Here is a 26374-nt window from a genome sequence, read left to right as displayed (position 1 = left end):
ACCCATTTTCTGACTTTTGTCATTGGTAGTTATTAGAGGCTATTCCTTACAATGCTTTGGGGTTAATGGCCAAACTCTTGAACAACATCGCTTTGGTATGGAAAAATTTGTTCTGCATTTCGTTCTGCTTTAAGTAAGCATCGATAAGCTTGCTTTCCCTGGAATTGATCAAAAACAGGGAACTTTCCCCAAAACTGAATTTACGTTCTTCGGCGGTCAACATCGTGGAATAGTCATTTACTATATCCCGGATGAGCTGATTTTGTTGGGTAAAAGAGTCCAACTCGTTATAAATGGCAATTACTTTGTTCTGAATTTCCACTTCGGCATTGTCGCGCTCATATTCGGCATCCCTGAGTTTAAATTTTGCCAATTTTAGGTCTCCACGTTCCTTGCGCAGGAATATGGGCATTTGAAAACTTAAGCCCGCTTTGTAGTTCTCGGTAACAAATGAGTTTATGAATTCTGGTGTTTCGGTTATAAAATTGTATTCCGCCTTTAATTTTGGCAATAGTTTATTGGCTTTCAATCTTTTGTCAACCGTTAACCCTTCTATTTTATAGTTCAATGACAAAAGTTTCGGATGTGATGCCAAACTGAAGCTATCCAATGGCATACCCTCGATCTCCAATGTTGAATTGATATCCATCTCGGGCTCCAAATTAGGTCTTACCCCAGGTTGAAGCTCAACGGGCACATCCTCGATCCATAGGTAATTACTGAGTTCGAGTGATTTTTTCATCAGTTTCACCTTGGCTTGTTGATAACCTAAATCCCGGTTTCGAACAGCAATTTTTGCCTCTACTGTATCGATCATGGCAACTTCGCCGGCCATGGCACTTTCCTTGACCCCCTGAAAACGAGTTTCGGCATTTTGTAAAAAATCCCGGTACACTTCGGCATCCTTAAAGGCCATTAACCAATCAAAATAGGCCAATGAGGCATTGTATAAGACTTGGTTTACCTGTAGATCTTGTTCGGCTTTGGTCTGTTCCCTAAAAAACTTTGCCCTTTTTAAGGTTGCCATTCGCTCATTGATCCAAAATCCTTGCAATACGGACATGGAGACCCCTGCACTGTACAGACCATCATCTGGCAAAGTCTCGTCGGGATTGAGATAGGTACCCTCACGCTGTTGATAATTCCCTTTTAGCTCAATACCAAACCATGTGGGTATCTTAAAAGTCGTATTCAATCGATCCCAATACTCGGTCCCTTTAAACTCTTTGGTATCGTAATCTACCTCAACTTTAGGGTCAAAGCCACCCCTTGCTTTCATAAGGTTGGCCTGCCCTATGGCAATATTCAGTTGTGCCTGCTTGGCAATTGGGTGATATTTTTTTACATACCCCAAATATTCCTTAAAGCCGAGCACCGATACATCTTGTTGTGCATAAAATGTACAGGTAGCAAAGATCAGTAGGGCAAAAAATAAAAGTTGGCTTCTATTTCTTTGTGGCATTTGCGCTAGTATTTTGGGGTTGATAATAATTTGGAGGGAAGCCGTTGAGCTGTCTCCACAATTCAAACCAAACCGGAACGTCTTCCAAAAGTGCGATGGTACTTGCTCCGGATCCTACACGAATATCTTTTGGCCATGGGGCTTCTTCTTCGTCCGGCGCCAATAGTACCCGGTATTTCCCATTGGGGCTGATGAAGTTTTCGATGGCCACGACCTTACCGCCAAAAGTACCGTAGGATGCATTGGGCCAGCCGCTAAATACGATAGCCGGCCATCCATCAAACTGAATCCGCACTTTTTCATCCAAATGGATCAAAGGCAAATCTATGGGCTCCACAAATGTTTCTACGGCCACATCATAATCAGCGGGCATTATACCTACCAATTGGGCACCTTCTTTAAAAGTTTCACCGATTCCGGATTGGATCGCCTTTGTAATATACCCATTTTGAGGAGCACGTATGTACAGCATATTGTTCCTCATCTCGTAGTTGGTATATTGATTCTCTAATTTTGTTACCTGTGCCTCGGAATCGAACTGATTGGATTGCGCCGTGTACAGATCGCTCTGTGCCTTGGAAATCTTATCCGTATACTCCGCCTTTACCCTATTGATTTCCACTTGCGCATTGATCACATCGTTTTTACTGGTCAACAATTTGTTTTCCTGACTTATCAATTTGGCCTGGGTCTCTTGCAACTTAAGGCGTTTCTCCTCAACATCTGTCACAGCTTTTAGGCCTTCTTCTTGTAATTTTTGAGTACGATCGTACTGCCGTTGGGCAATGGTAATGTTGGTGTTTGCCGCTTCCAGATCAATACTGTCGCTTTTCACCTTTAATTTGGACTGCACCAATTTATTTCGGGCTTGCTCCAATTTTAGTCCCAACTCACTTTTGAGTGCATTTATTTGTTGGTTCAGCGCTTTGACCTTTTCCTGATACGACGTTACGGCCATTTCCTTTGCTTTGATCTGCTGACCGGTGCGCTCTACCAAATTGGGGTCGAAATACTCACTTTTTACTTCGGAAATATATAGGATGGTATCCCCTTTTTGCACATAGTCCCCTTCTCTTACATACCATTTTTCTATTCGGCCAGGTATCGGGGACTGTATGGTCTGCGGTCTTTGATCCGGTGTCAGCGTTGTAAGGAACCCTCTACCCGTGATATTCTGTGTCCAGGGCAAAAACATCATAAAGAACACTGTTATGGAAAAATATGCCAAAAAGCGATTAAAATGTTTGTAATGTCTTTTATGAAAGACTTTTTGGCCCGCCTTATAACCTGTAAGGTCCACTTTCTCGTTCAACTTGTTATTGGAAGAAATATTGAGCATGAGCTTTATTTTATGTTTGTCAATCTACCGTTATCCATTCGAATGATTTGATTACAGCGATTCTCCCATTTTGGGTTCTCGCTAACCACTACAAGTGCCCATCCATTGGCCGGATCCGTAAGGAAGTCCATCATCCGTTCTGTTGCTTCTTCATCGTATTGCTCCAAGGGGTCCTTTAAGATCATTAGCTTTGGTCTGGTAACAACACTGCGTGCCAAAACAATTTTTCTGGAGATAAAGTCCGGTATTTTTTTACCCTCGGGGTACAAGATGGTTTTAAGTCCCTGTGGCTGTTCTTTAACGAACTCAGTAAGCCCCACTTTCTCCAAGGCCCAGTACACATCTTCCATCGGTATATCTTTGTTCCCAAAGGTAATATTGTCCAACAGCGTTCCTTCGAATGGATATTCTTCTTTAAGGGAATGCCCTAAATATGCACGGTACTGGCTCAGTTTTACACCTTGGAGCGATACATTATTCACATATATTTTACCGGAATCGGGTTCTAGGATCCCAGCCATCATTCTTAAGAGCGTGGACCGGCCGGAACCACTTTTTCCCAATATCAACAATTTGGAATCGGGACCAACGGTCAAGGACAGGTTATCTATAATCTTCTTTTCCAGTCCGGGAACCTTGTACACTACATCTTGTAGTTCGATAGTTAACCCATCTTGATCATTGAATGGGGTTTCCCCGTCTTTGGGCTCCAATTTCTTGTCCACGACCTGCCCCATTTTTTCTAAAGAGGTTAAAAGGTCATAAAATGTTTCCAATCCCAAAATCAGTTTTTCAACAGAACTGATCACCAAAAGAATGATGATTTCCGCAGCTACGAACTGTCCTATGTTCATTTGCTGGTCCAGAACCAATAATCCTCCGATCAACAACAATCCCGCCGTAACCAAGACCTTAAAACCGATCATTTGAATAAATTGTAGGACCAATACTTTAAAATGGTTCTCCCTGGCCTCTAAATAATCACTTACAAGAGCATCGTTCTTGTCCAAGGCATGGGATGTTTTTCCAGAAAGTTTAAAACTAATAATGGATCGGGCGATCTCTTGTACCCAATGCGCCACTTTGTACTTTATTTTTGATTCTTCCAAACTGGTATCCAACCCTCTTTGTGCCGTAAATTTGAATACGATGTAAATCAATAAGAGCAACAAGAGTCCGTATATGATAAAGAACGGATGATAAAAGGATAGCAGCAACAGACCAAATACGATCTGCAACAAAGCTGCTGGAAAATCTATCAATATTTTGGACAGTGATTTTTGGACGGTCAGCGTATCAAAAAAACGATTGGCAAGTTCTGGTGGATAGTAGTACCTCAACTCGCTCATCTTAATTTTTGGAAATCGGTAAGCAAACTCAAAAGATGCCCTGGTAAAAATTTTCTGTTGTAAATTTTCAATGATTCGTATCTGCATCAATTGCAAAACACCTACAAATGCAACCCCCAAGGTGACCAAAACTACCAGCACGATCCACGATGTGCTTACTCTGGCCCCCTGTATAAGATTAATTATGGCCTGTATCCCCAATGGCAGGGAAAGGTTCACCAATCCGGCAAAAATTGCATAGTAAAATATCTGAAAAATGTCTTTCTTGTCCAAGGTCAGAAGTCCCGTTAACCGTTGCCAAGCCGTGAGTATATGTTTAGCCATTTACTTTTTTGTTTAAGGTGCGAAAAATTAGATCTGTAAAAAAAGTTGTTGGTGTTATCTTATGGTTACAATTGGTTATGGTAGGGAAATGTTCCTGCAAAAAATATTGATGGAGCGATCCCTCCAAAACGTTGCTGGCCAAACTGATCGGATAAGGATAGTGATCGTCCACTGCTTTGATCATATCACTGAGACGGTTGATCAGTCTTTTGTAAACAACAAAGTAACCGTCCTTGTTTTCTTGGTTGATTTCTTTTACCAAATAGGATTTGGAGTATTCGTTGATGATCAATCTGCTCAATACCACTTCGTTCACATGGGTCACGGAAGTATCCTCCTCAATGCTCTTGGTCAAGATCTCCACCGCCTTTTCCAGTTTTTTTACCGGGTCGGATATCCCATTGGTGGCAAAAACCATTCTATACTCCATCCATCCCCAATACCACGTGGCCAAATAGAGTAGAAGTTTATGCTTGTTCTCGAAATACCGATAAATGGAACTTTCGTTGGAGTTTATTTTTTCTCCCAGTTTTTTGAAGGTAAAATGATCAAACCCGATTTCATCGATCAACAGTATACTGTGCTGCACAATATTCTTTCCTAAAGTGGAAGACTCCGGGTCTTTTATATAGAGTTTCTCGTTAACTCCAATTTTTAAGGATTTCATAAGTAAATCCATTACTCACACTTTTAAAATTTTCTCTCGCAAATATAAAAGTAATACTATTATTGTATGATACTTTAACTTTCAATTAACTCTAGACTTTTTCCATTACTTTTGATAAAAAGTGAACTGCGATGAAGAAACATAGGTGTGGATGGTGCTTGGGCGACCCACTCTACGAAGCTTACCACGACACGGAATGGGGAGTTCCAGTTAAGGATGACTCCACGCTCTTCGAGTTTTTGATACTTGAAACGTTTCAAGCTGGTTTGAGCTGGATCACTGTTTTACGCAAACGCGAAAATTTTAGGGAGGCCTTTGATAATTTCGACTACAATAAGATTGCTCAATACAATCAAACCAAAATCGATAGCCTGTTACAAAACCCGGGCATCATCAGAAATAAATTAAAAGTAAATGCCACCGTATCCAATGCACGGGCATTTATGGCCACGCAAAAAGAGTTTGGTAGTTTTAGCAAGTATATTTGGGATTTTGTGAACGGCAATCCCATTAAAAACGAATGGGAAAATTATAGGGATGCTCCTGCCACTACCGAACTATCCGACATTATTAGCAAGGATCTAAAAAAACGAGGGTTCAAGTTTGTTGGCAGTACGGTTATTTACGCCCATATGCAGGCCACCGGTATGGTAAACGACCACGAAGTAAATTGTTTTAGATACCATGAAGTATAAAGTCATCATACTGGCAATACTTGCTATGGCACAGACCGTGTTTGCGCAAAACAAGTACGAAAGAGAGTCCAGAATAGAGCAAGAACAATTCCCTTCCAAATCCTATGGATTGATCCAAGAATACCTACAAAACGCCAAACGTGTTCGTTTTTATCAGGAAACGGACAGCACAAAAAAAAGCTACGAAGTCAAATTTAAAAAAGGCCGTCTGCATTACAGCGTGGAATTTAACGAGCAAGGTTTTCTGGAAGATGTGGAATTTAAAGTAAAAGAGCGGGACCTCCCCAATGCCACCTGGGATGCGATACAACACTATTTGGCAAAAAACCACAGTAATCACAGGGTAAAGAAAATACAGCAACAATATCCGGCGCACAAAGGACAGTCCGTGGAGAAAACCCTATACAATGCGTTCCAAAATTTAATTCTGCCAGATGTAAATTATGAGCTTATATTCTCGGCAAAAGAAAAGAATGGTTTTCAAGAATACGAAGCTTTGTTCAATGCCGACGGAAATCTAATCGCCATTCGTAAATCTTTCCCTCCAAGCTATGACCATGTGCTGTACTAAGCGATTGCTTTTGTTTGTTTTATTACTTTCGGTATCCCCGACCATTTGGGCCCAAAAAAACTTAACGGCCTATTTGCAGCCACAGATCGCGGTCAACTACAAGGTTGCCGGATCGTACTCCCACAACTTTTCTTTGGCGAGCCGAAATTATATTTTTAGCAATGAGGATTTTCTTTTAAGAGCCAGGCAATTGGACCTTGCCCATTTTTCCAATTTAAATATCCGCGACAATCAAAGTATTGCACTAGGGGTCCAATATAGGTTCAGAAACAACTTCGAGGACAAAGAAAATGAACTGAGAACAACCCAACAATACAACATTGCCCAAAGGCCCAATGCCATCCGTTACGGACATCGGATACGTGCCGAGCAACGAATTACCCAATCGCTCACCACTCATCGGTTTCGATATAGGTATGCCATGGACTTTCCTTTAATCGGGGAAAAACTGGACTTGGGCGAACCTTATTTTGTTGGCAGTTTGGAAAATTTGCTGAGCGTTGCCAAAGGTACTTCACCACAATACGATACGCGCCTTTCCGGCCAGGTAGGGTGGCAACTCCAAGGGGGGTTAAAGCTTCAAATGGGTATTGAATATAGGCTGGAAGATTACAGCTCCTCTTTACCGCAAAACATTCTTTTTCTATTGACGAGCATGCAGTTGTCCTTGTAGGACTTTCATAAACTCCTTTCTGGGCAGCAATTCGGCACCCAAACTTTCCAGGTGATCCGTATGCACTTGGCAGTCAATGATCCGATACCCGTTTTTATACATTTCTTGGGCCATTTTTATAAATGCGAACTTGGATGCATTGGAAGTTAGACTGAACATACTTTCTCCACAAAATACATGTCCCAGGTCCACCCCGTACAAGCCACCGACTAGTTCGCCATCTTCCCAGACCTCGTAGGATTTAATAAATCCTTTTTTATAGAGATTCATATAGGCCATTTTCATTTCGGGTGTAATCCAGGTACCCTCTTGCCCTTTTCGATGTATTTGAGCGCAATAATCTATGACTTGCTCAAAACATTTATTCTGGGTAAGGGTAAATTTTCCTTCACGGATCAGTTTGCGCATACTTTTGGAAATCTTCACCTTTTCTGGAAAAAGGACCATTCTCGGGTCCGGTGTCCACCAGAGTATCAGGGAATCATCGTTGAACCAAGGGAAAATACCATTCTTATAGGCCAACAATAATCTTTCTGGGGATAAATCGCCCCCAACAGCGAGCAATCCATCTTCTCCGGCAGTTTCAACGGGAGGAAACTCCAACCTTTTGCCCAAAAAATGTAATGGAGTGTTTTCCAAGATCAATTTTTCTTAAAAATACAAATAGGTCCCAAAACAAGAAAATCCGAACACAACGCCCGGATTTTATTTATAACTTGTTTTACGTTGTTTTATGGATTAAAACGGCAGGTCATCATGATCGTCCGCAGGCTCAAAAGCTTCCATTGGGGGTACGGGTGGCATATTGTCCGATCCTTGCTCTTGTTGCAAGTTTTCTATACGCCATCCTTGGATAGAGTTAAAATATTTGGTTTCGCCTTGTGGGTTTACCCATTCCCTTCCTCTTAGGTTGATACTTACCTTGACCATTTGCCCAACACTGTAGTTGTTCAGCAAATCACATTTATCCTGCACAAACTCTATCATTATATGTTGTGGATATTGCTCTTCGGTGGTCACGACCATCTCTCTTTTTCTGAAACCATTATTGCCGTATGTCTTGGTCTCGTCTATCATTTTTATTCTTCCCTGAACTTCCATGCAATGTTAATTTTTGTTGAAAACTCAAAAATACATAAAATGAATTCCATGGATCACCGTTATTTCAACTAACTATCAACATGTTTTCCATTTGTTATCTTTAAAAAGAAATTGACCTTTATGAACTTTAGTCCAAAAAGGAAAACCTCCAATATTATAATGCTGATCTCGGCATTCGTGATCGTCAGTCTTATTTTGTGGAATACCAATAGTTTCTTCCGTAAATTCAAGGAGGAGGAACGTTTAAAGATGGAAATTTGGGCCACTGCACAATTGGAGCTCATCCAATCCTCTGTAGATCAAGAACTGGGCAACCTAACCCTTAAAGTCCTTGGCAACAACACGTCGACCCCCATGATCTTGGTCAACGAGGAGGGTTCTTACAAAACACACAATATCCCGGAGGACAAAATAACCGATAGTGTATATATCCATAAAAAAATCGTTCAGTTCAAAAACGAGAATGAGCCCATACAGATCATTCAGGAAGACGAACTGCTGGAAACCTTATATTATGGCAATTCCGAGGTGCTGAACAAACTAAAATACTACCCTTTGGCCCTACTTTTGATCATTTTCTTGTTTGGCGCCGTAATCTTCTTTTTCTTTCGTACCAATAAGGCTTCCGAGCAAAATAAACTTTGGGCGGGTATGGCCAAGGAAACCGCGCACCAGATAGGAACCCCCTTAACTTCTTTGTTGGGATGGAACGAACTGCTCAAATCGGAAGATATCAACCCTGAGGTTACTCAAGAAATTGCCAAGGACATCGACCGTTTGGAGACCATTACCGAGCGTTTTTCCAAAATTGGCTCCATACCGGAGCTTCGGGAACACGATATTGTCGACGAAACCAAAAAAGCTTATGATTACCTTAAACAGCGTAGTTCCAAATTGGTCCATTTTTCTTTTAGTTCCAATGTGGACCAGGCCATGGTATTGATGAACCCCCCGCTCTACAACTGGAGTATTGAAAATTTGGTAAAAAACGGTATCGATGCCATGAAGGGCAAAGGCAACATTGCCATACAGATTGAAAAAAAGGGGCAAAATATCAACATACTGATCTCGGACACCGGCCACGGAATCCCTAAAAGTGATTTTCAAAATATTTTTGACCCAGGGGTAACATCCAAGCAAAGGGGCTGGGGATTAGGCCTTTCTTTGGTAAAAAGAATCGTTGAGGAGTACCATAAAGGAAAAATTAAAGTATTTTCGTCCAGTAAAGAAGGAACTATCATGCAGATTTCCATAAGAGCACTATAAATTTAGGTTATGGCCAAGGAAAAAAAACTTGTAATTCAAGAAGCTGATATTACCAACAACTGCCCCGTGTGTTTTAATCAGGAACTTAAGATTACCTTTTATCAAAAACATACTTTTAATGCATTCTATCACAGGACCACAGGTGTGGTGAGCCACGATATCCAATGTAAAAAGTGCCACTCAACGATTTATCCAGTGGATTGGACCCCGGATATTGAACGTGTTTACGATTACTACAACAAACTGGTAAATCCCGACCGACCTGCGGTAAGGTTTACCATGCTCTTTTTTATTATTCTGATTTTAATGCTATGCCTAGTAGCTGCTGGGGTATATTTTTACTTGGAAAGTTTTAATTGAGGTAAGCTCTTATATCCTTGGCCACTTCTTCGAATTCTTCTGTGGTCAAACTTTCTTTTTGTTGAAAAGTTGCGTTTGCCATCGTGTTCAAAGGTATTAAATGCACATGCACATGTGGAACTTCGAGCCCGATTACGGACATTCCTACACGCTTACAGGGCACAGCTTTTTCTATGGCCTGCCCCACCTTTCTGGAAAAGGCCATCAACTTCATGTACGATTCCTCATCAAGATCTAAGATTTTGTCCACTTCTTTTTTTGGAACACACAAGGTATGCCCTTTGGTATTTGGATTAATATCCAAAAAAGCAAAGTTATCCTCATCTTCCGCTATCTTATAGGAAGGTATGTCCCCGTTTATGATCTTTGTGAATATGCTGGCCATTATCCGTTGTTTTACATAAAAAAATCCCGTTGAAAAACGGGATTAAATATAACTAATTTTGTAGCGGTTACTCTCGTGTAATCTCCAAAATCTCAAATTTTAAGGTTCCATTGGGCACTTTGATCTCGGCAACATCGCCCACTTTTTTGCCCAACAAGCCTTTTCCAATAGGGGAGGTAACGGATATTTTTCCTGTTTTTAGGTCGGCTTCGCTCTCTGCCACCAGGGTGTATTTCATTTCCATACCATTTGCCTGGTTCTTGAGCTTAACCGTGGAAAGCACCAATATTTTGGAGGTATCCAATTGTGATTCATCTATTAATCGAGCATTGGCCAGGGTTTCTTCCATTTTGGATATTTTCATTTCCAATAGGCCCTGTGCTTCTTTGGCCGCATCATATTCTGCGTTCTCGGAAAGATCTCCTTTATCCCTTGCTTCGGCAATGGCCTGCGAAGCCTTGGGACGTTCCACATCTTTCAGGTGGTTCAGTTCGTCCCTTAATTTTTTTAGTCCTTCGGGCGTGTAGTATGAAACTTTGCTCATATCGTTAATTTTTAATGCAATAGGGCATTGAAGAAAATCAAAAAATTTCCCCAATACGCGCTTACTTTATAAATACAAAAAATCCTCAACTATACCCATGACCTGCACGGTATTTTTGCGAGGATTTAACGCAAATATATACAATTTTTCATCAACTTTGTCTCGGAAAGACATTCAAACTTTGATTATGAAACAGTTCTGGGCCATTGTTCTTTTAGCCGTTATTCTGTCGTGTAGCTCGGATTCATCCAATCGAAATCCATATTTGCAAGAGGTTCGGTTCCGCTTTGAACTCAACCTCAACCTACCGCTTTACAACGACCTCAACAATATTGGAAATCCTGTTTACGTTGGCAACAATGGTGTTGGTACCCGTGGGGCCTTTGTTATAAAATCGAGTTTAAATACCTTTTATGCCTTTGAGGCCAGTTGCCCCAACCACACACCGAACAATTGCTCTACCATGACGATTGACGGACAGAATGTTGTCTGCGGTTGCGAGGGATATACGTATAGCCTTTTTACAGGGCAACAACTGGACAGACCAGATGATGGCAACCGTTATTACGACCTTCTTTTTTACAATGCTACGCAGAGTGGAAATACGGTGATTATTTCCAACTGATCACTTTTGTTTTAGAATTTGCTCCATTACCCAACTGGTATGCAATCCCGTTTTTCCCGTTGATGGGTGAACCACCGCACCCAAAAGATGCTGTTTTATATGTTCCACATGATGTTGTTGAATGTGCTCTGGGTGATCAATATGTATCCGTTGATGGCCTGATGGGTTCTCTATTTCGATGGGTGCTTCATCCAAAACCGAAAACTTTATTCGCCCTTGTGAACCCAAAATCTCAACATTGTCCGATCGGTGATGCGTACCAAAATTCCAACTGCCACTACCGGTTGTGCCGCCTTCGTGCACCCAATGTGCAGTAACGGCATCGAAAGCGGGGTACAGACCAAGTTGATTGGTTCCAAACCCACTGACCTTTTTAATGTTTCCCAAAAGAAACGTAAACAGATCCAAACCATGGCTTGCCAGATCATCAAAATATCCTCCTCGGGCAATATTAACATCGGTTCGCCAGTTGTACGATTCCGATAAATCGATTGGGTTCGGGGGTTTTGTTTTTTGCCAGTGAATATGCCTTACTTCTCCAATTAGACCGTCCTCCAACCACTGTTTTACTTGTAAAAACCTTGGTAACGAACGTCGATAATAGGCGATAAAAAGCGGAATATCCTTGCTTTTAAAAGCTTCATATACGGCTAAACTCTCCCGGTATGTAGGAGCCATTGGTTTTTCCAAACAACAAGGCTTTCCTGCCTCGGCAACTTTTAAAGCGTAAAATTTATGTGTGTCGGGAGGCGTTGCAATATAAACCGCATCGATATCCGGATTGTTGATTACTTTATCCGCATCGGTTGTCCATTGTGCGATTTGGTGCCGGTTGGCATAGTCTTGGGCTTTCCCGGCATTTCTTCGCATTACCGATTCCACCAGGAAGCCCTTGGTCTTCTGATAGGCAGGCACACTTTTTTTCTCGGCTACGCTACCACAACCTATTACGCCCCACCTAAGAGGGTGTTTTTCGGAAAAATTAAAACGGGATTCTGTCATTGTGTTAAAATTACAGAATCCCGATATAAAAAATGTATCAAAAATCAAATCCCGGTACATAACCCTTTAGGGTTATCCCGAACTTACTTTTCTTTTAAAAATTGATGGTCGCTCCCAATAAAAAATTAATCCCTGCTTGTGGGTAATAACCGGCCCCTTCAATGGTAGTAACGGTTCCTGGATTGGAGTAATCGTCATCAAAGGTGTAAAAATACCCATTGGAAACAATATCTGCATCAAAAATGTTATTGACCAAACCAGAAAACACAATACTTTTTACAAAAGAATTGGTTTGTATGGTGTACTGCACATTCAAATCCGTTTGTGAATAGCTATCCAGTACAGAATTGTCCGAATCGATATTGCCCATGTACTGTTTGCCCACAAATTTTGACAGAATGGACAATTGAAAATCTTGATCTGGCGAATACGTGATAATGTTCCCTGCAATCAATTTGGGAGAATAGGCAATATTTGTATTCCCTAAATTTTGAAGCTCACCATCTCTTTCAAAATAAAAATCGAGGTTACGGTTATCGCTCAAGGCGATGTTGGGCCTCCAAGTAAAGACATTGGACAAATTGACGGAAGCATCGATTTCGAGCCCCAACCTATAACTATCGCCCACATTGGAACGTAATGGTGCTCCAACGTCGTTCAATTCACCGGTAAGCACCAACTGATCTTTGTAACGCATATAATATACATTGGTGTTTACTTGAAAACTAGGGGAAACGTATCGCCATCCTAGCTCAAAATCGTTCAATTTTTCCGGTTTTGGACTTCCACTTTCGTAATCGTTACGATTAGGCTCACGATTGGCCCTGGCGTAGGATAGATAAAAGTTATGGTTCCGATTCAAATCGAAAGTTACACCCGCTTTTGGGTTAAAAAAATTAAAGGTATCGTCCACCAATCCTGTATCCTCTCCATTGGCCTCGTAAGATACGCCACGATATTGTAGGTCGCCGAACAAAGACCATTGGTCCGTTAACTGGTAATTGGCTTTGGTATAAAAGTTCAGATCGGTTTTTGTGGAGGAATCATCATAATACCTATCCCTAATTTCGGTGCTACCGGCGTATTCGGCCCAGATAATCTCTCCGAAATGGTCTCCTTTGTACTCGTTGTATCCACCTCCAACAATAAGTTGCAGACCATTATTTTTATATGTCGCGGAAAAAATACCTCCATAAAAATCATTGTCCAACCATCGTCGGCGGATCAAATCGGTGGTTTCCACCAAATCTCCATTTACAATGATGGGCTCCAATCCATAGGTAGCAAAATCATCCTCTTCCCTGAATTGTTCAAAATAGCCTCTTCCCCGAGTATAATGTACGGCAAAATGGGTGTTCCAAGAAGCGTTCCATGTTTCGTACCAATGCAACTGAAAATGATCTTGTTTGTAATTATCCACTTCTTTGTCGTAGTATTGGGTGGTGCCATTGTCGTCCGTATATTCTCCTGCGGAATTATAGGTACGGTCGTCCCTTAACTGTTCTGCGGTGATGCCGTTCCAAGCTTGGTAGGTGATTTCATGCCCTCCAAAAAGCAAGGCTTTTACCAGGGTGTTTTCATTTTTATATGCCCCTTGTAAAAAATAACCGTCCAGTTCTGATGATGCACGGTCCACATAGCCATCCGAAGTTATCCTGGACAACCTTCCGGAGAATTCAAAATGGTCGTTCAACAGTCCGGTACTGAACTTAACATTGTTCCGTAAAGTACTAAAACTGCCCACAGAAGACGAGATCCTTGCGTATCCTTCTTCGGAAAATGCGTCGGTAAGCAGGTTTAAACTTGCTCCAAAGGCACCGGCGCCGTTGGTAGATGTTCCCACTCCACGCTGCAATTGCAAGTTTTGTGTTGAAGAAGCGAAATCGGGCATGTTCACCCAAAAACTACCATGCGATTCGGCATCGTTGTAAGGTATACCATTAATGGTAACGTTTACCCTTGTGGCGTCGCTGCCACGTACCCGAATGCTCGTGTAGCCCACGCCGGCACCTGCATCGGATGTAGTTACCACAGCGGGCATAAAATTCATTAGAATCGGGATATCCTGCCCCAGATTCCGCGGTGCGAGTTCCACTTTGTCCAATTCGGAAAATGTAATGGGAAATTCCTTGGTTGCCCTCACACCCTGTACCAAGACTTCGTCCAGAGTCACTTTCTTGCCTTCCAATGTGTCGATTTCTTCTTGTGCACTTACAGAAAATGCCAAGCCGAATAGGGCTAGAGTGGACCACAAAAATTTAATGCGATAACGGTTTCTTTTCTTTGTCTGTCGCATTGAACCGCTTTTTAGTGCTGCGGCCTTGCACTGCATAATTGAATAAAGGGTTTTCATTCGTAAAATTGCTACGAATAAAAGGGGTCATTATTCTTTGTTAATAATTGATTTTTGTTTCTGATGAAACATAGAAATTCCAAGATGCGCGATCTGCGCATTCCCTTGGCGGCATTACCCGCCCAGGTTCATTGGGTATAATCTCAGCCTTTTGGTAAAAGCACCCCTTTGAGATGCGGCAAATGTAAGTTGTTGTGATGATTTTTAAAAACGAATTGCAAGAAAACCGTTTACCCACAAATAAAAAAGACCGCCGAAGCAGTCTCTTTCACTTTGCGTGATCACAATCGCTTGGAAAAGCTATCTATAATCTGGCAAATGGACAATACATGGATAGTGTTTATATAGCATCACCCTAATTTTTAATATCCTCGTCTCTTTTTCTGTTCTGCAGATAAATTATCAATACGTATAGAGCCAATCCCAAAGAGATCAAATCCATAATAAGCACAATTTTGCTAAACATAGTATTAAGTATAGTGTTCTGTAATTTGGGCCTGATCTTAAAGAAAGCCGCACAATATGCACGGCTTCTTAACAAACCAATCAACCAACTTTAAATAACCCTTTCGGATTATCTCAATTCAATTCCATAACCGAAAATAATTTCGTGTTTACTTATAAGACACAGCTTTTGTTCATTGGTCACTTTCAAAAACAAAAAATCCCATTACATAAAATGCAATGGGCTCCAACTTGTTGAAACATATTGTTTTACACCTGATGCGTAGGCTTTAAAAGATCGTTCACGGTTTTTACTGGATTAAATGTAACCAAGGGCACCTCCACAAAAATGGTGTTCCAAAATGCCATTGCTCCATTCCACAGACCTGGAAGCTCGAGTGCCTTGAGCTCTTTTCCTTCTTTGGTTTTTTCCGTTATAAAACCTTGTTTATGATCTACAAAATCCAAAAGATCATATTTTTCTCCTTTGTAATTACGGACACCACAAACCAAATCCACAGGGTTAAAATGTGTGGAGTTTTGTAAAATGGCAGCTTGTTGTCTATTGTTTTGATCTATCTGTGCGGATTCAATAATTTGAAGCGATATATTTCCTTCATTATCTTTTATCCAAAATGGACCTCCTCCAGGTTCTCCTTCGTTCTTCACCATTCCGCATACACGGATGGGACGGTCGATCCTATCCTTTAAAATTGATTTTTGCTCCGCTACACTAAAATCGTCGTAATTTCCGGGCATACGAACATTTAGGTCTTTCTCCAAAAATGCCTTGATCTCATCGGCTTTTTCAAAAGATACTTCACCCTCCAACAGTTTGGCATACGCAAAGGCTTTGTCCTGCACTTTCTTAAGGACTCCTGCCAACATTTTTTTGCTATTGGCCACGGTTTCGAGATTCTTATCGATAACAACGTTGTCTATGTTTTTAATAAAGACTATGTCGGCATCTTGATCATTCAAGTTTTCAATAAGTGCTCCGTGCCCACCTGGACGAAACAAGATAGAGCCATCATTATTTTTAAAGGGCTTGTTGTCCATATCCACGGCAATGGTATCGGTAGATGGTTTTTGATTTGAGTACGAGACATTAAAACTGGTGTCCGTTTTTTCTGAAATTTTTGGTCCCACCTGTGCTTCTTCTTCGGCAAACATGGCATCGTGCTGTTCGGATACGGTAAAATGGAGATTTGCCCTGCCTTTGGTTTTTGCGTAAAGTACGGCCTCTTTTAAATGTTCCTCAAAAGGTGTTGCCGCACCAGTTTCATACTGATGGAATGGCAACAATCCTTTGGGATAAAATCCATAATTAAGTCCACTTTCCATCAACATTTCCTTTACAAAAAGAAAAGCTTCTTCGTCCCCATTGGATGCTTTTCCCTTGATCCTGGTCATAATCCGGTCATAAAACGGAAAACTGGATAGGTTATCCGTAAACTTTTTGGCATCGGTATCCCCTGTTCTATCGATATATTCGGAGAGCTTTTCTTTTGATGGATCGTAACTGTCCAAAAAGTTGAACATGGCCTTGAACATTCTGGATGCCGCGCCCGAAGCGGGCACAAACTTTAAAAGGTCCAGTTCTGAGCGATGGTCTTCAAAATACTGCAGAAGATCTAACTGTTCTTTCTCGGAAAATCGAAGTATGCCATTGCCCACTACAGCTGCTTGCGATAGCTGCACAAAGGGAATCCCATCTTTAAATGTTTGTATCTGATTTTCTACTTTTTCTTTGGATATTCCTTTGGAATCCAGTTGTTCCAAGTCTTTAGGACTTAATTCGATCATGTTTTTGGAGTAGTTTATCTATATGTTCAATTGCTGTTTTAAGCCTTGATGCTTTATCACCCCTTAATTTAATGAATTTCCTATTATTCTGTTCCAAAGCCTCCTTAAAATATCCGAACATACGCTCTCTTTCGTCCGGCTTGTCCCTCAGATCATCTGCCACCCAGGGCGTATCTATATAGGTCAAAAAATAAAGATCGTAACTGTTTTGGAGTGCATATTTTTCTATCAATGGATCACAAGTACTATCATAATAAGCCTCTGAATACACTTTGGTTTCCAAAAGATCAGTATCGCATATCAAGACCTTATTGGCTTTTTTGGCCAATTTGTTCTCCAATGCCATTTGCCCGTATGCAATTGGGGGCAGATCATGAGGTTCACAAGTTTTCTGTTCTCGGTCCCATTTGTCTTGTAGATATTCGCGGGCGTACTCGGGCACCCATTCTGTTTGGTAATGCGCTGCCAGTTGTTTGGACAGTGTGGTCTTGCCTGTGGATTCCGGTCCGAACAGGACTACTTTTATGAGGTTTGAGGGCTCTTGCCCAAGCTTTTCTTCCATGCTAAATATCCCTGTATTGCCAACACAGTAAAAATGAGGTATTGCAAAGAGAACATACCCCATCCCCTATACGCATACAAAGGTACGGTTATTAAATCACCCAATATCCAAAGGGTCCAGTTTTCCAATTTTTTATTGGCCATATACCACATTGCCGTAAAAAAAACGCCCGATGTAAATATGTCCACATAATTGGTCGGACCGATTTCGGCACCGAAGATTTTATACACGCCATAGGTGACCAACATGGTCAGCACAAAAAAGCCGAAACCGATCCATTTTTCTTTGGAACTTGTTCTGGTTATATGCACCACAGGCTGTCTATTGTCCTTTCTGCGGGCCCAGTTCCACCAGCCATAGATACTCATCATGGAATAATAAAAATTCATCATCATATCCCCGAACAAACTGTCCACAAAAAAAATATACGTGGTTATTACGGTAGCGACCAAACCTGTGGGATATACCAGAATATCCTCTTTTTTGGCATAGACCACACTGGCAATCCCGAAAAAAAAGGCGGTTGCCTCAAGTATGATCAGGGAAAGCTCCCTATCCTCGTAAGGACCTAGGAAAAAATCAAAAATGGGGTTCATACTCACTTCTGTCAGATTTCACCATTTTCATAGTCAAAACCACATGGTCCAAACTTTCAAAACTTTCCTTGATCTCGGTTTGAAGAACATCCATCACCCTATCGTAATCTCCAAAAACTTGGGTGCTCAATGGATTTTCCAAAATGGTCAATCCAGAATTACGCATTTTTTTGATAAACTCAATAACAGGGGCTTCAAAATCATCTTGAAGTGGCGACAGCGCAAGCTCTACGGAAATTTTCATTGGCGGTTATGGTTACTGGACAAATCTACAAAAAGGATTTATCACCCACCCATCAATTTTAGGGCATACACACATGTAAAACCTTCAAATTCCAGAAAATCAATTTCGTAATGTGTTTTTTCTCCTTTGTACAATATTTCAGCTACGGTCCGTGTATCGTCAAAAGAAAAATCCATTACATCAATATGTCGTAAAAAACTGAGTCCTTGCTGTGCATAAATTTTGTACAAGGACTCCTTTGCCCCCCAGACTATGGTCAATTTTCGCATCAACGCCTCTGAATTGGCCAAGGTTTTATATTCTTGGATAGGGGTGAATTTGTGGGCTATTCTTAAGATCTTGTCCCTCTGCATCTCAATATCTATTCCCACTTGATCGGTTTCACTGACAATAATCCCGGTGAAATTATGTGAATGGGTAATGGAGATATAGTTGCCATCTTTTAAATGGGGCTTACCAAAATCGTCGTAATAGAGGTCGTGATCCACATACCCAGCCAGTGCCAGCAGGTGCCTGATACTTAAAAAAGCCCTTCGGTGCGCCTCCGATTTCATGTCTTCCATTCGTTTTTGGCAATGATCCGTCAACTCCACATCCAGAGCAAGTTGGGCCTCTGGCTCCGTAACTTTCCAGATGTAGACCTTTGTGGTAGGGGAAACTGTTATTGTTTTGTAAACTGGCATGAACAAAAGTTAAGCGAATTCGTATCTTTGTGCACTATTTAAGCGAAGCTACAAAAGTAAATTTATAAAAAGTATGAGCACAAAGACAATTCCGTATGTACCGTATAAGGTAAAGGACATCTCTCTTGCAGATTGGGGAAGGAAAGAAATTGAGCTTGCAGAAGCAGAAATGCCCGGGCTAATGGCCTTGCGAAAAGAATATGGGAGCCAACAACCTTTAAAAGGGGCAAGGATTGCCGGTTGTCTTCATATGACGATCCAGACCGCCGTTTTAATTGAAACTTTGGTGGCTCTTGGCGCCGATGTAACCTGGAGTTCTTGCAATATATTCTCTACACAGGACCACGCCGCTGCCGCCATAGCTGCCGCAGGTATTCCGGTTTACGCTTGGAAAGGGATGACCGAAGAGGAATTTGATTGGTGCATAGAGCAAACCCTGTTTTTTGGAGAGGACAGACAGCCTTTGAACATGATACTGGACGATGGTGGAGATCTTACCAATATGGTTTTGGACCAGTATCCTGAATTGGCCGGAGGCGTAAAAGGCCTCTCAGAAGAAACCACCACAGGAGTACACCGCTTGTACGAAAGAATGAAGAATGGCACGCTTCCAATGCCGGCCATAAACGTGAACGACTCCGTGACCAAATCGAAGTTCGACAATAAATACGGGTGTCGCGAAAGTGCCGTGGATGCCATTCGTAGGGCCACCGACACCATGTTGGCGGGCAAAAGGGTTGTTGTTGCCGGTTATGGAGATGTTGGAAAAGGAACAGCTGCATCTTTCCGTGGAGCTGGGGCCATTGTAACCGTTACCGAAATCGACCCTATTTGTGCTCTGCAAGCCTGTATGGACGGTTTTGAGGTAAAGCGATTGGAAAACGTGGTGCCCAATGCGGATATTGTAATTACCACTACCGGAAACAAGGACATTATCCGAGAAGAACACTTCAGGGCCATGAAGGACAAAGCCATTGTTTGCAACATCGGTCATTTTGATAATGAAATTGATATGGCCTGGTTGAACGCAAACTACGGCAATACCAAAGACGAAATAAAACCACAGGTAGATAAATATACCATTGAAGGTAAAGATGTGATCGTATTGGCCGAAGGTAGATTGGTAAACCTTGGTTGTGCCACCGGCCACCCAAGTTTTGTAATGAGCAACTCTTTCACCAACCAGACGTTGGCGCAGATCGAACTTTGGAAACACAGTGACAAATATGCCAACGAAGTATACATGCTACCCAAACATTTGGATGAAAAAGTTGCCAAGTTGCATTTATCCCGATTAGGGGCAGAGCTAACCGAACTCAATAAAGAGCAGGCCGATTATATTGGAGTAAAAGTAGAAGGGCCGTTTAAACCGGAATACTACAGATACTAAGAAACAAAATGATATAAAAAAACCCATGGCAAACACCATGGGTTTTTTATTATTCAATGTTTTTTATTCGGCCAAAAGGGTTTCGTTATAATAATAGGTATCCTTTTCTTTAAGCAACGCCAACCCTTCTTCTCTAGTGCTCATAGGGTCTATTTTTACTTTCTCACCGTTGGGCATATGAACAATATAGAAACCTTCTTCAAAAGAAGATAGCTTTATAATTTCTCCATTTGGCCTAATGGCATTCCACGATTTTTCGCCGGGCTTGTAGACCAAATCTATTTTCTTTCCTTTTTTTGGCCCTTCCACCACAGTTACCTGAATCCTGTTTTTAGTGGCGATCATCTCAAAAGTATTGCCATCGTGTTCCACCATCTGGGTTTCCGACTCGCCGTCCTTCATGGCAATTGGGTTGGAGCCGGACCAAAACTCTATCACATTAAATATGATTGCATCGCCAAGAAAGAACAATCCGTAAACCGGAACAATGTTCAATCCCCAAAAAATCAAGTTGTCCAAGAACTTGCTGTCGGTCAGCCCTTGGTTCCAATCTTTTAGGTTATTGAACGCACTGAACGACCCTAAACAACTGGTAAACAAAATAGAACAAGCCAATAGTGATGAAATAACTGCTTTTTTCATGATTTAAGATTTATAGTTAATGTTCTTAAAGCTACAAAAAGAAATCCATTCGCTTATCCAACACAATCTCTGAATCAAACAATTAAAATTACCGTTCATCCCATTGTGATTGTTACCTTTAATCCCATAAATCTGGATATATGGACAGGGATTGGTACGTTATTAAAAATATTGAAACTGTGGATTCTCCATCCATAGCGCTCTACTTAGAAAATTTAAAGCACAATATTAACGAGATGGTCGATTTGATCGATGGTGACACGGATCGGTTGATGCCCCACATTAAAACCAACAAAATGCCCAAGGTACTGGAGCAAATGTTGGCAGCCGGCATATCCAACTTTAAAGCATCCACAATACCTGAAGCGGAAATAGCAGCAGAGGCCGGAGCTACATCTGTTTTGATCGCACATCAGCTTGTTGGGCCCAAGGTGGACCGTTTCCTTAGTTTGTCCAACCATTTTCCCAACACTACCTTTTCCACCATTGTGGACAATATAGACAGTGCAGAGCTATTGAATTCGAAAGCTCGGGAGAAAGAGGCCTGTATCAGTATTTATATTGACATTAATAATGGTATGGACCGCTCTGGGATAGAAATAGGCTCGGGGTTGGATGAATTGATGGATTATCTAAAAATATGCAAATCTCTTTCCTTTAAAGGGCTACATGCCTACGATGGACATTTAAGGGATGTGGATTTTACCGTTAGAAAAGAAAAAATAGAGAAAGGTGTAAAGGATGTTGAAACTTATCTTGAGGCTCTGAAACCTGATTACCCTTTGGCCAAAATTATTTGTGGTGGAACTCCATCGTTCACCTCCCACCTGTTGGAAGAAACGCGAATTACGAGCCCGGGCACCTGTGTTCTTTGGGATTGGGGCTATGGGGATAAGCTGAGCGAACAAAATTTTAAACCAGCCGCTATTTTGGTCACACGAATTATTTCCAAACCTACGAAAGGCATAATTACAGTAGATCTAGGACATAAATCGGTGGCTGCGGAGAACCCGATCAACAAACGGGTAAAGTTCCTTAACCTGGACAATTACGAGTTACTTTCACAAAGTGAAGAGCACGGGGTGATCAAAGTGGAAGAGTGGAGCAAATTTAAGGTCGGTGATATCCTTTATGGCATCCCGTATCATATTTGCCCCACTATTAATCTTCATGATGAAGTTTCGGTAATCGAAAACGGTAAAAAAGTTGATACTTGGGAAATTACCGCTCGAAAAAGGAAACTCAAATTCTAGGATTTATTTTAAGTCCAAGGCTTTGTTCAAATCATAAAAATAGAAGTCCTTTTCATCGTTCATGGCTACAAAAAGTCCGTTAGGGAACGTATTGTTCAACGGAACTGTCACCACATCACAACCATCGGTTTCCGTGGTGGACAGATTCACTGCTTTGATGAAACTGTTATCTTTTCTCGAGAAAATATTGAACTGACCACGTTGTTGGTCCGAAACAATGATGTAGCCCTCTCCATTTGGATATCTGGCAATGGCAATTCCTTCTATATCCTCTAAAAAGTGTTCGCCTCCAAAACAGGCCAACTCTTCGCTACCCATACTAGGTTCGGCATAATATTTTTTTACGCATTCCCCTTCATCGGAATAATACACGTAGCCCAATTCGTTGTCCACAGCAATGGCTTCAATTTCTTTGCCACCAGTAAAGCTTCCAAACTTTCGCACCAAATTGGCAGAAACCCCAGTACTGTCCGATTCCAATTTATATTGATATAAATAGGAGCCGCTAGGGCCAATTTTTCTTCCAACAATGGCATAAACCGATGAATCTTTTGGGGATTTGTACAGGCTGATGCCCATAGCCAAACGGTTTTCGATGTTAGTCTCGTCTTCAAAAACGGGAAATCCACCACCATCCAACGGCTTCATTTCGGGCACGGAAAACAAACGAATTTGTTGCTTTTCCCTTTCAGTGAAGGCAATCACATCAACAGCGACCGAATCGTTCAATGGAAAACCATATTCCAAATCCACATTATTGGGTCGTTGAATCCCTGTAATGGACTTTTCTTTGATGATTTTTCCGTTCAAATCGAAAGCATAGATGCCACCATTTGTTTCTTTATCCGTACCGAACACAATACTTTTTGATGCATCCTCTGGATTTATCCAAATGGCTGGGTCGTCTGTATCGTTAGGTGTTTTTTCAGTAATAACATCTGGTGCAATGGCAGGCAATTTGCTTCCTAGTTCTTTACAGGAAATTGCGGCCAACACCATTATTATTGGGATATATTTTTTAATCATGAGTTAAAAATTTATGTCTTATGTAAGTTCGAGCGCAGTCGAGAACGTTTCAATGCTCTAAGCATCTGGACTGAGCTCGATTTGACCTAGTATATAGAATATACTACCTGATTTTATTTTTTGAACAAATCGTACTTCAAGCCAAAAGTGAATCTTATACTGTAAAATTCAGCTTGTTGTGTTCTTTCCTTTACACTTTGGAAATAACGTAATGGTTGATTGGTGATATTGTTCACATCGGTATAGATCCTCAAGTTATTGGTGATGGCATAACTGGCGTTGAAATCCAAGAAGAACTGCGTATCATAATATCTGTCCTCAAAAGCATTTCCACCAATCTCATCGATATAAGAATCGGAGAAGTTGGCTGAAAGTCTTGCACTGAATCTCTTATCGGCATAACCCAACGACCCGTTGAACATGTTTGGCGCTGTGTTTGGCAGATCCAAATCGGTACGCTCGTCACCATCTTCGTTACGGATACCATCTGCGCGTGAAGACAAATACGTATAGTTCAAGTAGATACTAAAGTTTCTAGCAAAGCCTGGCAAGAAATCCAATTGTCTTTGGAAAGATACCTCCGCACCGAAAATAGATGCTGAATCCCCGTTCAAAGGTTGAAAAACATCATACCCTGTTGTTCCAGAACCAAATGAATCATCTTCTGCCTCAGTGATAAAAGTGTAGATGAAATCGTTGATTCTTTTATAGAACAATCCACCTGAAATAATACCTACACTTTCAAAATAGTGCTCTGCATTCAAGTCGAAGTTCATGGAAGTGGTCGGGTCCAACTCAGGATTTCCAACGATAACTTCTTCATCCTCGTTAACGATCTCCGATCTAGGAATTAAATCCACGTAGTTTGGACGTGCCAACGTATTGGTCCAAGCAAAGCGTAGGATAGTGTTATTATCCAAATCGTACTTAAAGTGAAGTCCTGGCAAAAAGTTGGTATAGGAGTTCTCGTCAGAAACAGGTTCTACCTCGATTCCCTCTTCAATTCCTGCATCTTCATCTTCTTCAATATACACCACACGGTTTCCATCCGATTCGAGTTTTGTGTTTTCCAAACGAAGACCGGCCAAAACACTCAACTTGTCGGTCAGCTTTTGGTTAAACATGGCGTAAGCGGCCAAAACATTTTCCTTTACTTCAAAATTTCCTGGAAGGTATTCATCTGGCAAAGCTTCCCCATTTGTAGTGTTCAAATCCAAAGCACCTAACCATTCTTCGCTCGCAAAGGTACCTGCTTGGTATTTTTCTCCTGCCAAGAAATCTGGATCAGTGTAGTTTTTAACCGGAACAGCTCCCAAAGTAGGATACAAATCTTCCAAATCATATTCATAAAAGTCGTTGTCACGCATTTTTGTTTTAAAACGACCTCTACCACCAAATTTGATCGTACCTCCATTACCAAACAGATCCGCCGGTAATTCAAAATTCACAAAGAAGTTTATGTCTTCTTCCTCAGTATATTGGTTTTCGTTGGTGATCTCATCAAACTCAAAGTTGTCCATATTATTGAAATCACTTGGGTCGGATGCAGTCATTATTGGGTACTTTGGGTTACTATTGTCATTATTAACAATGTACTCCGCAGCATAGGCAGCGTATCGTTCGTTCAAACGCTCTTCGGAGGCTTTCGCGTAAGCTGCCATCCAATCCACTTTTAATGAGCCGAACAAATGGTCTCCACCCAGCGTGTAGTTTTGCATACGCTGGTCTTCCAATCGTCTGTTTTTGTTGCGTCCTCCAGCGATACCCCCTTTGGATTCGCGAACTGCTTCAATCGGAAAACGGGTCGGGACTCCATTGGTAATGGTAAAATCCCCTGCTTCAATATCCTCTCCATCCAAAATTTCTTGTGCGAAGGCAAATCTATTTTCACGATCATCCCTCCAATTGTACATGGTTTTTAGGTAGATATTATTGGCTGCATTGATCTGATAATCAAAATTGGCGGAAAAGCTTCTTCTCACCCTTTGTACCAAATACGTTCTTTGTTCGGTTACATTGGTGTAAGGATCCACATCAACTTCTTCCAAAATAGGCTCTCCCTCTTCGTCTTCCAATCCGGTATTGTATTCGAACTCGTCGCTCCATTCGGCCTCAATGTTGTCGGAACCAAAATCATTGTCGTTGATGGTTGCAGAGAACATGTAACCAAATTTACCATCGTTGGTACGGTCACCCACCAAAATGGATCCGTTCCAAATTCGCTTATCGGTGATAAAGTTTACACCAGATCCCGCAGTCGCAGAAAGTCTGAATCCTTGAGGCGCAGTTCTGGTTACCAAGTTTACAGAACCACCCAAAGCGTCACCGTCCATATCTGGGGTTACGGCCTTGTTCACTTCAATGGTCTGAATCATGTCAGAAGGAATAAGGTCCATCTGAATATTTCTATTGTCAGACTCCGCAGAAGGAATTCTACTACCATTTAAGGTAACTGAGTTTAATTGTGGAGAAAGACCACGAACAATAATGTTCCTTGCTTCCCCTTGGTCTACTTGCATGGTGATACCGGGAATACGTTTTACAGCATCACCTATATTGGCATCTGGAAATTTACCAATTTGGTCGGTTGACACCACATTGGTAATGTTCATGTTTGTTCTTTGGGTATTCAAAGCTTTGGACTGACCACTCAATCCGTAAGCACTTACCTGAACTTCGTCCAGCTCTACATTGGAAGGGTTCAATACAATGCTAACGGCAGTTGTTCGACCTGCTGTTACCGCAACTTCTTGCTCCACATCGGTATATCCCATATAGGTAATGGAAAGTGTATAGGATCCCTCAGGAATGCCAACAAGAGTAAATTTTCCATCAAAATTGGATATTGCTCCTTTGGAAATGGATTGAATATAAACATTGGCTCCAGGAACATAAATACCGTTTTCATCGGTAATGGTTCCTTGGATGTTTCCTGATTGTGCTTGCCCAAGTGCTGTTCCGAGCACTAAAAACAGCGTTACATAAAAGAGTTTTGTTAGGTTCATCAGTTGA

General features: G+C 41.4%; 26 protein-coding genes. 8 read left to right on the top strand and 18 right to left on the bottom strand.

The genetic code is table 11. The features are described 5' to 3' along the window. Positions 1-46: 46 nt before the first annotated feature. Genes ACXAFK_RS03200 through ACXAFK_RS03185 form a run of 4 tightly spaced genes read right to left on the bottom strand, consistent with a single transcriptional unit; the run spans position 47 to position 5153 of the window. Positions 47-1462, bottom strand: a complete 1416-nt coding sequence (locus ACXAFK_RS03200; protein WP_474956779.1) for a TolC family protein — start codon at positions 1460-1462, stop codon at positions 47-49. Further along, entirely contained in the window at positions 1446-2801 is a 1356-nt protein-coding gene (locus ACXAFK_RS03195; RefSeq protein WP_224836240.1) for an HlyD family secretion protein, read from the bottom strand. The genes ACXAFK_RS03200 and ACXAFK_RS03195 overlap by 17 nt, the downstream gene beginning before the upstream one ends. A gap of 5 nt (positions 2802-2806) precedes the next feature. Next, positions 2807-4474 (bottom strand): peptidase domain-containing ABC transporter, encoded by a 1668-nt coding sequence (locus tag ACXAFK_RS03190; protein ID WP_474956778.1) that lies wholly within the window; start codon positions 4472-4474, stop codon positions 2807-2809. Continuing rightward, on the bottom strand, positions 4467-5153 hold the full coding sequence (locus ACXAFK_RS03185) for a TetR/AcrR family transcriptional regulator (protein WP_293298728.1): 687 nt from the start codon (positions 5151-5153) through the stop codon (positions 4467-4469). Before ACXAFK_RS03185 ends, ACXAFK_RS03190 begins: the two co-directional genes overlap by 8 nt. Before the next feature lie 119 nt (positions 5154-5272). Here ACXAFK_RS03185 and ACXAFK_RS03180 point away from each other — a divergent pair, with 119 nt between their 5' ends. The 3 genes from ACXAFK_RS03180 to ACXAFK_RS03170 are packed head-to-tail and all read left to right on the top strand — an operon-like array spanning position 5273 to position 7080. After that, a complete protein-coding gene (locus tag ACXAFK_RS03180; protein ID WP_224836237.1) occupies positions 5273-5836 on the top strand; it encodes a DNA-3-methyladenine glycosylase I in 564 nt (187 codons plus the stop codon). Continuing rightward, positions 5826-6407: a hypothetical protein gene (locus ACXAFK_RS03175; RefSeq protein WP_474956777.1), complete on the top strand. Its 582-nt coding sequence runs from the start codon at positions 5826-5828 to the stop codon at positions 6405-6407. The genes ACXAFK_RS03180 and ACXAFK_RS03175 overlap by 11 nt, the downstream gene beginning before the upstream one ends. After that, positions 6394-7080, top strand: a complete 687-nt coding sequence (locus ACXAFK_RS03170; RefSeq protein ID WP_252080769.1) for a DUF2490 domain-containing protein — start codon at positions 6394-6396, stop codon at positions 7078-7080. The genes ACXAFK_RS03175 and ACXAFK_RS03170 overlap by 14 nt, the downstream gene beginning before the upstream one ends. Here the strand turns inward: ACXAFK_RS03170 and aat are convergent. Together aat and ACXAFK_RS03160 are read right to left on the bottom strand one after the other, a co-directional pair. Continuing rightward, positions 7051-7695: a leucyl/phenylalanyl-tRNA--protein transferase gene (gene aat / locus ACXAFK_RS03165; RefSeq protein WP_474956776.1), complete on the bottom strand. Its 645-nt coding sequence runs from the start codon at positions 7693-7695 to the stop codon at positions 7051-7053. The two genes, ACXAFK_RS03170 and aat, sit on opposite strands and share 30 nt — an antisense overlap. A 123-nt stretch (positions 7696-7818) precedes the next feature. Next, positions 7819-8181: a DUF3127 domain-containing protein gene (locus tag ACXAFK_RS03160; RefSeq protein ID WP_474956775.1), complete on the bottom strand. Its 363-nt coding sequence runs from the start codon at positions 8179-8181 to the stop codon at positions 7819-7821. Positions 8182-8301: 120 nt separating this feature from the next. Between ACXAFK_RS03160 and ACXAFK_RS03155 the strand changes: the two genes are divergently transcribed. Both ACXAFK_RS03155 and ACXAFK_RS03150 read left to right on the top strand, forming a co-directional pair. After that, positions 8302-9447, top strand: coding sequence for a sensor histidine kinase (locus ACXAFK_RS03155; protein WP_252080771.1), 1146 nt, complete (start codon positions 8302-8304; stop codon positions 9445-9447). A 9-nt stretch (positions 9448-9456) separates the two neighbouring features. Further along, positions 9457-9807, top strand: coding sequence for a hypothetical protein (locus ACXAFK_RS03150; protein WP_224836231.1), 351 nt, complete (start codon positions 9457-9459; stop codon positions 9805-9807). Here the strand turns inward: ACXAFK_RS03150 and ACXAFK_RS03145 are convergent. Further along, positions 9800-10192 (bottom strand): HIT family protein, encoded by a 393-nt coding sequence (locus ACXAFK_RS03145; protein ID WP_293298710.1) that lies wholly within the window; start codon positions 10190-10192, stop codon positions 9800-9802. The two genes, ACXAFK_RS03150 and ACXAFK_RS03145, sit on opposite strands and share 8 nt — an antisense overlap. A gap of 67 nt (positions 10193-10259) precedes the next feature. Next, positions 10260-10736, bottom strand: a complete 477-nt coding sequence (gene greA / locus ACXAFK_RS03140) for a transcription elongation factor GreA (protein ID WP_207028130.1) — start codon at positions 10734-10736, stop codon at positions 10260-10262. A gap of 187 nt (positions 10737-10923) precedes the next feature. Here greA and ACXAFK_RS03135 point away from each other — a divergent pair, with 187 nt between their 5' ends. After that, complete coding sequence (locus tag ACXAFK_RS03135) at positions 10924-11361, top strand: Rieske (2Fe-2S) protein (protein ID WP_224836228.1); 438 nt, start codon at positions 10924-10926, stop codon at positions 11359-11361. Here ACXAFK_RS03135 and ACXAFK_RS03130 read toward each other — a convergent pair whose 3' ends face one another. The 7 genes from ACXAFK_RS03130 to ACXAFK_RS03100 form a co-directional block, all read right to left on the bottom strand. Continuing rightward, positions 11362-12363, bottom strand: coding sequence for a Gfo/Idh/MocA family protein (locus ACXAFK_RS03130; RefSeq protein ID WP_474956774.1), 1002 nt, complete (start codon positions 12361-12363; stop codon positions 11362-11364). A gap of 94 nt (positions 12364-12457) precedes the next feature. Continuing rightward, positions 12458-14659 carry a TonB-dependent receptor gene (locus tag ACXAFK_RS03125; protein ID WP_474956773.1) on the bottom strand — a complete coding sequence of 734 codons (2202 nt, stop codon included), beginning with the start codon at positions 14657-14659 and terminating at the stop codon, positions 12458-12460. Positions 14660-15430: 771 nt separating this feature from the next. Further along, positions 15431-16966: a DUF4301 family protein gene (locus ACXAFK_RS03120; RefSeq protein ID WP_474956772.1), complete on the bottom strand. Its 1536-nt coding sequence runs from the start codon at positions 16964-16966 to the stop codon at positions 15431-15433. Further along, positions 16947-17528, bottom strand: a complete 582-nt coding sequence (locus ACXAFK_RS03115) for an AAA family ATPase (protein WP_224836224.1) — start codon at positions 17526-17528, stop codon at positions 16947-16949. Before ACXAFK_RS03115 ends, ACXAFK_RS03120 begins: the two co-directional genes overlap by 20 nt. Further along, on the bottom strand, positions 17489-18124 hold the full coding sequence (pnuC, locus tag ACXAFK_RS03110; RefSeq protein WP_252080777.1) for a nicotinamide riboside transporter PnuC: 636 nt from the start codon (positions 18122-18124) through the stop codon (positions 17489-17491). Before pnuC ends, ACXAFK_RS03115 begins: the two co-directional genes overlap by 40 nt. Continuing rightward, on the bottom strand, positions 18108-18368 hold the full coding sequence (locus ACXAFK_RS03105) for a YkoF family thiamine/hydroxymethylpyrimidine-binding protein (protein ID WP_474956771.1): 261 nt from the start codon (positions 18366-18368) through the stop codon (positions 18108-18110). Before ACXAFK_RS03105 ends, pnuC begins: the two co-directional genes overlap by 17 nt. 41 nt (positions 18369-18409) lie before the next feature. Next, positions 18410-19051, bottom strand: coding sequence for a 4'-phosphopantetheinyl transferase family protein (locus ACXAFK_RS03100; RefSeq protein WP_474956770.1), 642 nt, complete (start codon positions 19049-19051; stop codon positions 18410-18412). Positions 19052-19124: 73 nt separating this feature from the next. Between ACXAFK_RS03100 and ahcY the strand changes: the two genes are divergently transcribed. Beyond that, on the top strand, positions 19125-20441 hold the full coding sequence (gene ahcY, locus ACXAFK_RS03095) for an adenosylhomocysteinase (protein ID WP_474956769.1): 1317 nt from the start codon (positions 19125-19127) through the stop codon (positions 20439-20441). 63 nt (positions 20442-20504) lie between these two features. Here ahcY and ACXAFK_RS03090 read toward each other — a convergent pair whose 3' ends face one another. Continuing rightward, on the bottom strand, positions 20505-21083 hold the full coding sequence (locus ACXAFK_RS03090; protein ID WP_474956768.1) for a DUF3332 domain-containing protein: 579 nt from the start codon (positions 21081-21083) through the stop codon (positions 20505-20507). 140 nt (positions 21084-21223) lie between these two features. Between ACXAFK_RS03090 and ACXAFK_RS03085 the strand changes: the two genes are divergently transcribed. Continuing rightward, positions 21224-22336: a D-TA family PLP-dependent enzyme gene (locus tag ACXAFK_RS03085; RefSeq protein WP_474956767.1), complete on the top strand. Its 1113-nt coding sequence runs from the start codon at positions 21224-21226 to the stop codon at positions 22334-22336. Positions 22337-22339: 3 nt separating this feature from the next. On the opposite strand, the gene ACXAFK_RS03080 is transcribed toward ACXAFK_RS03085, so the two are convergent. Together ACXAFK_RS03080 and ACXAFK_RS03075 are read right to left on the bottom strand one after the other, a co-directional pair. Next, positions 22340-23362, bottom strand: coding sequence for a phytase (locus ACXAFK_RS03080; protein WP_474956766.1), 1023 nt, complete (start codon positions 23360-23362; stop codon positions 22340-22342). Positions 23363-23475: 113 nt separating this feature from the next. After that, entirely contained in the window at positions 23476-26367 is a 2892-nt protein-coding gene (locus ACXAFK_RS03075) for a TonB-dependent receptor (protein WP_474956765.1), read from the bottom strand. Between the last annotated feature and the right edge of the window lie 7 nt (positions 26368-26374).

Source organism: Flagellimonas sp. ABD4_174, assembly GCF_056160185.1.
This window is presented reverse-complemented; position numbering and strand designations above follow the sequence as displayed.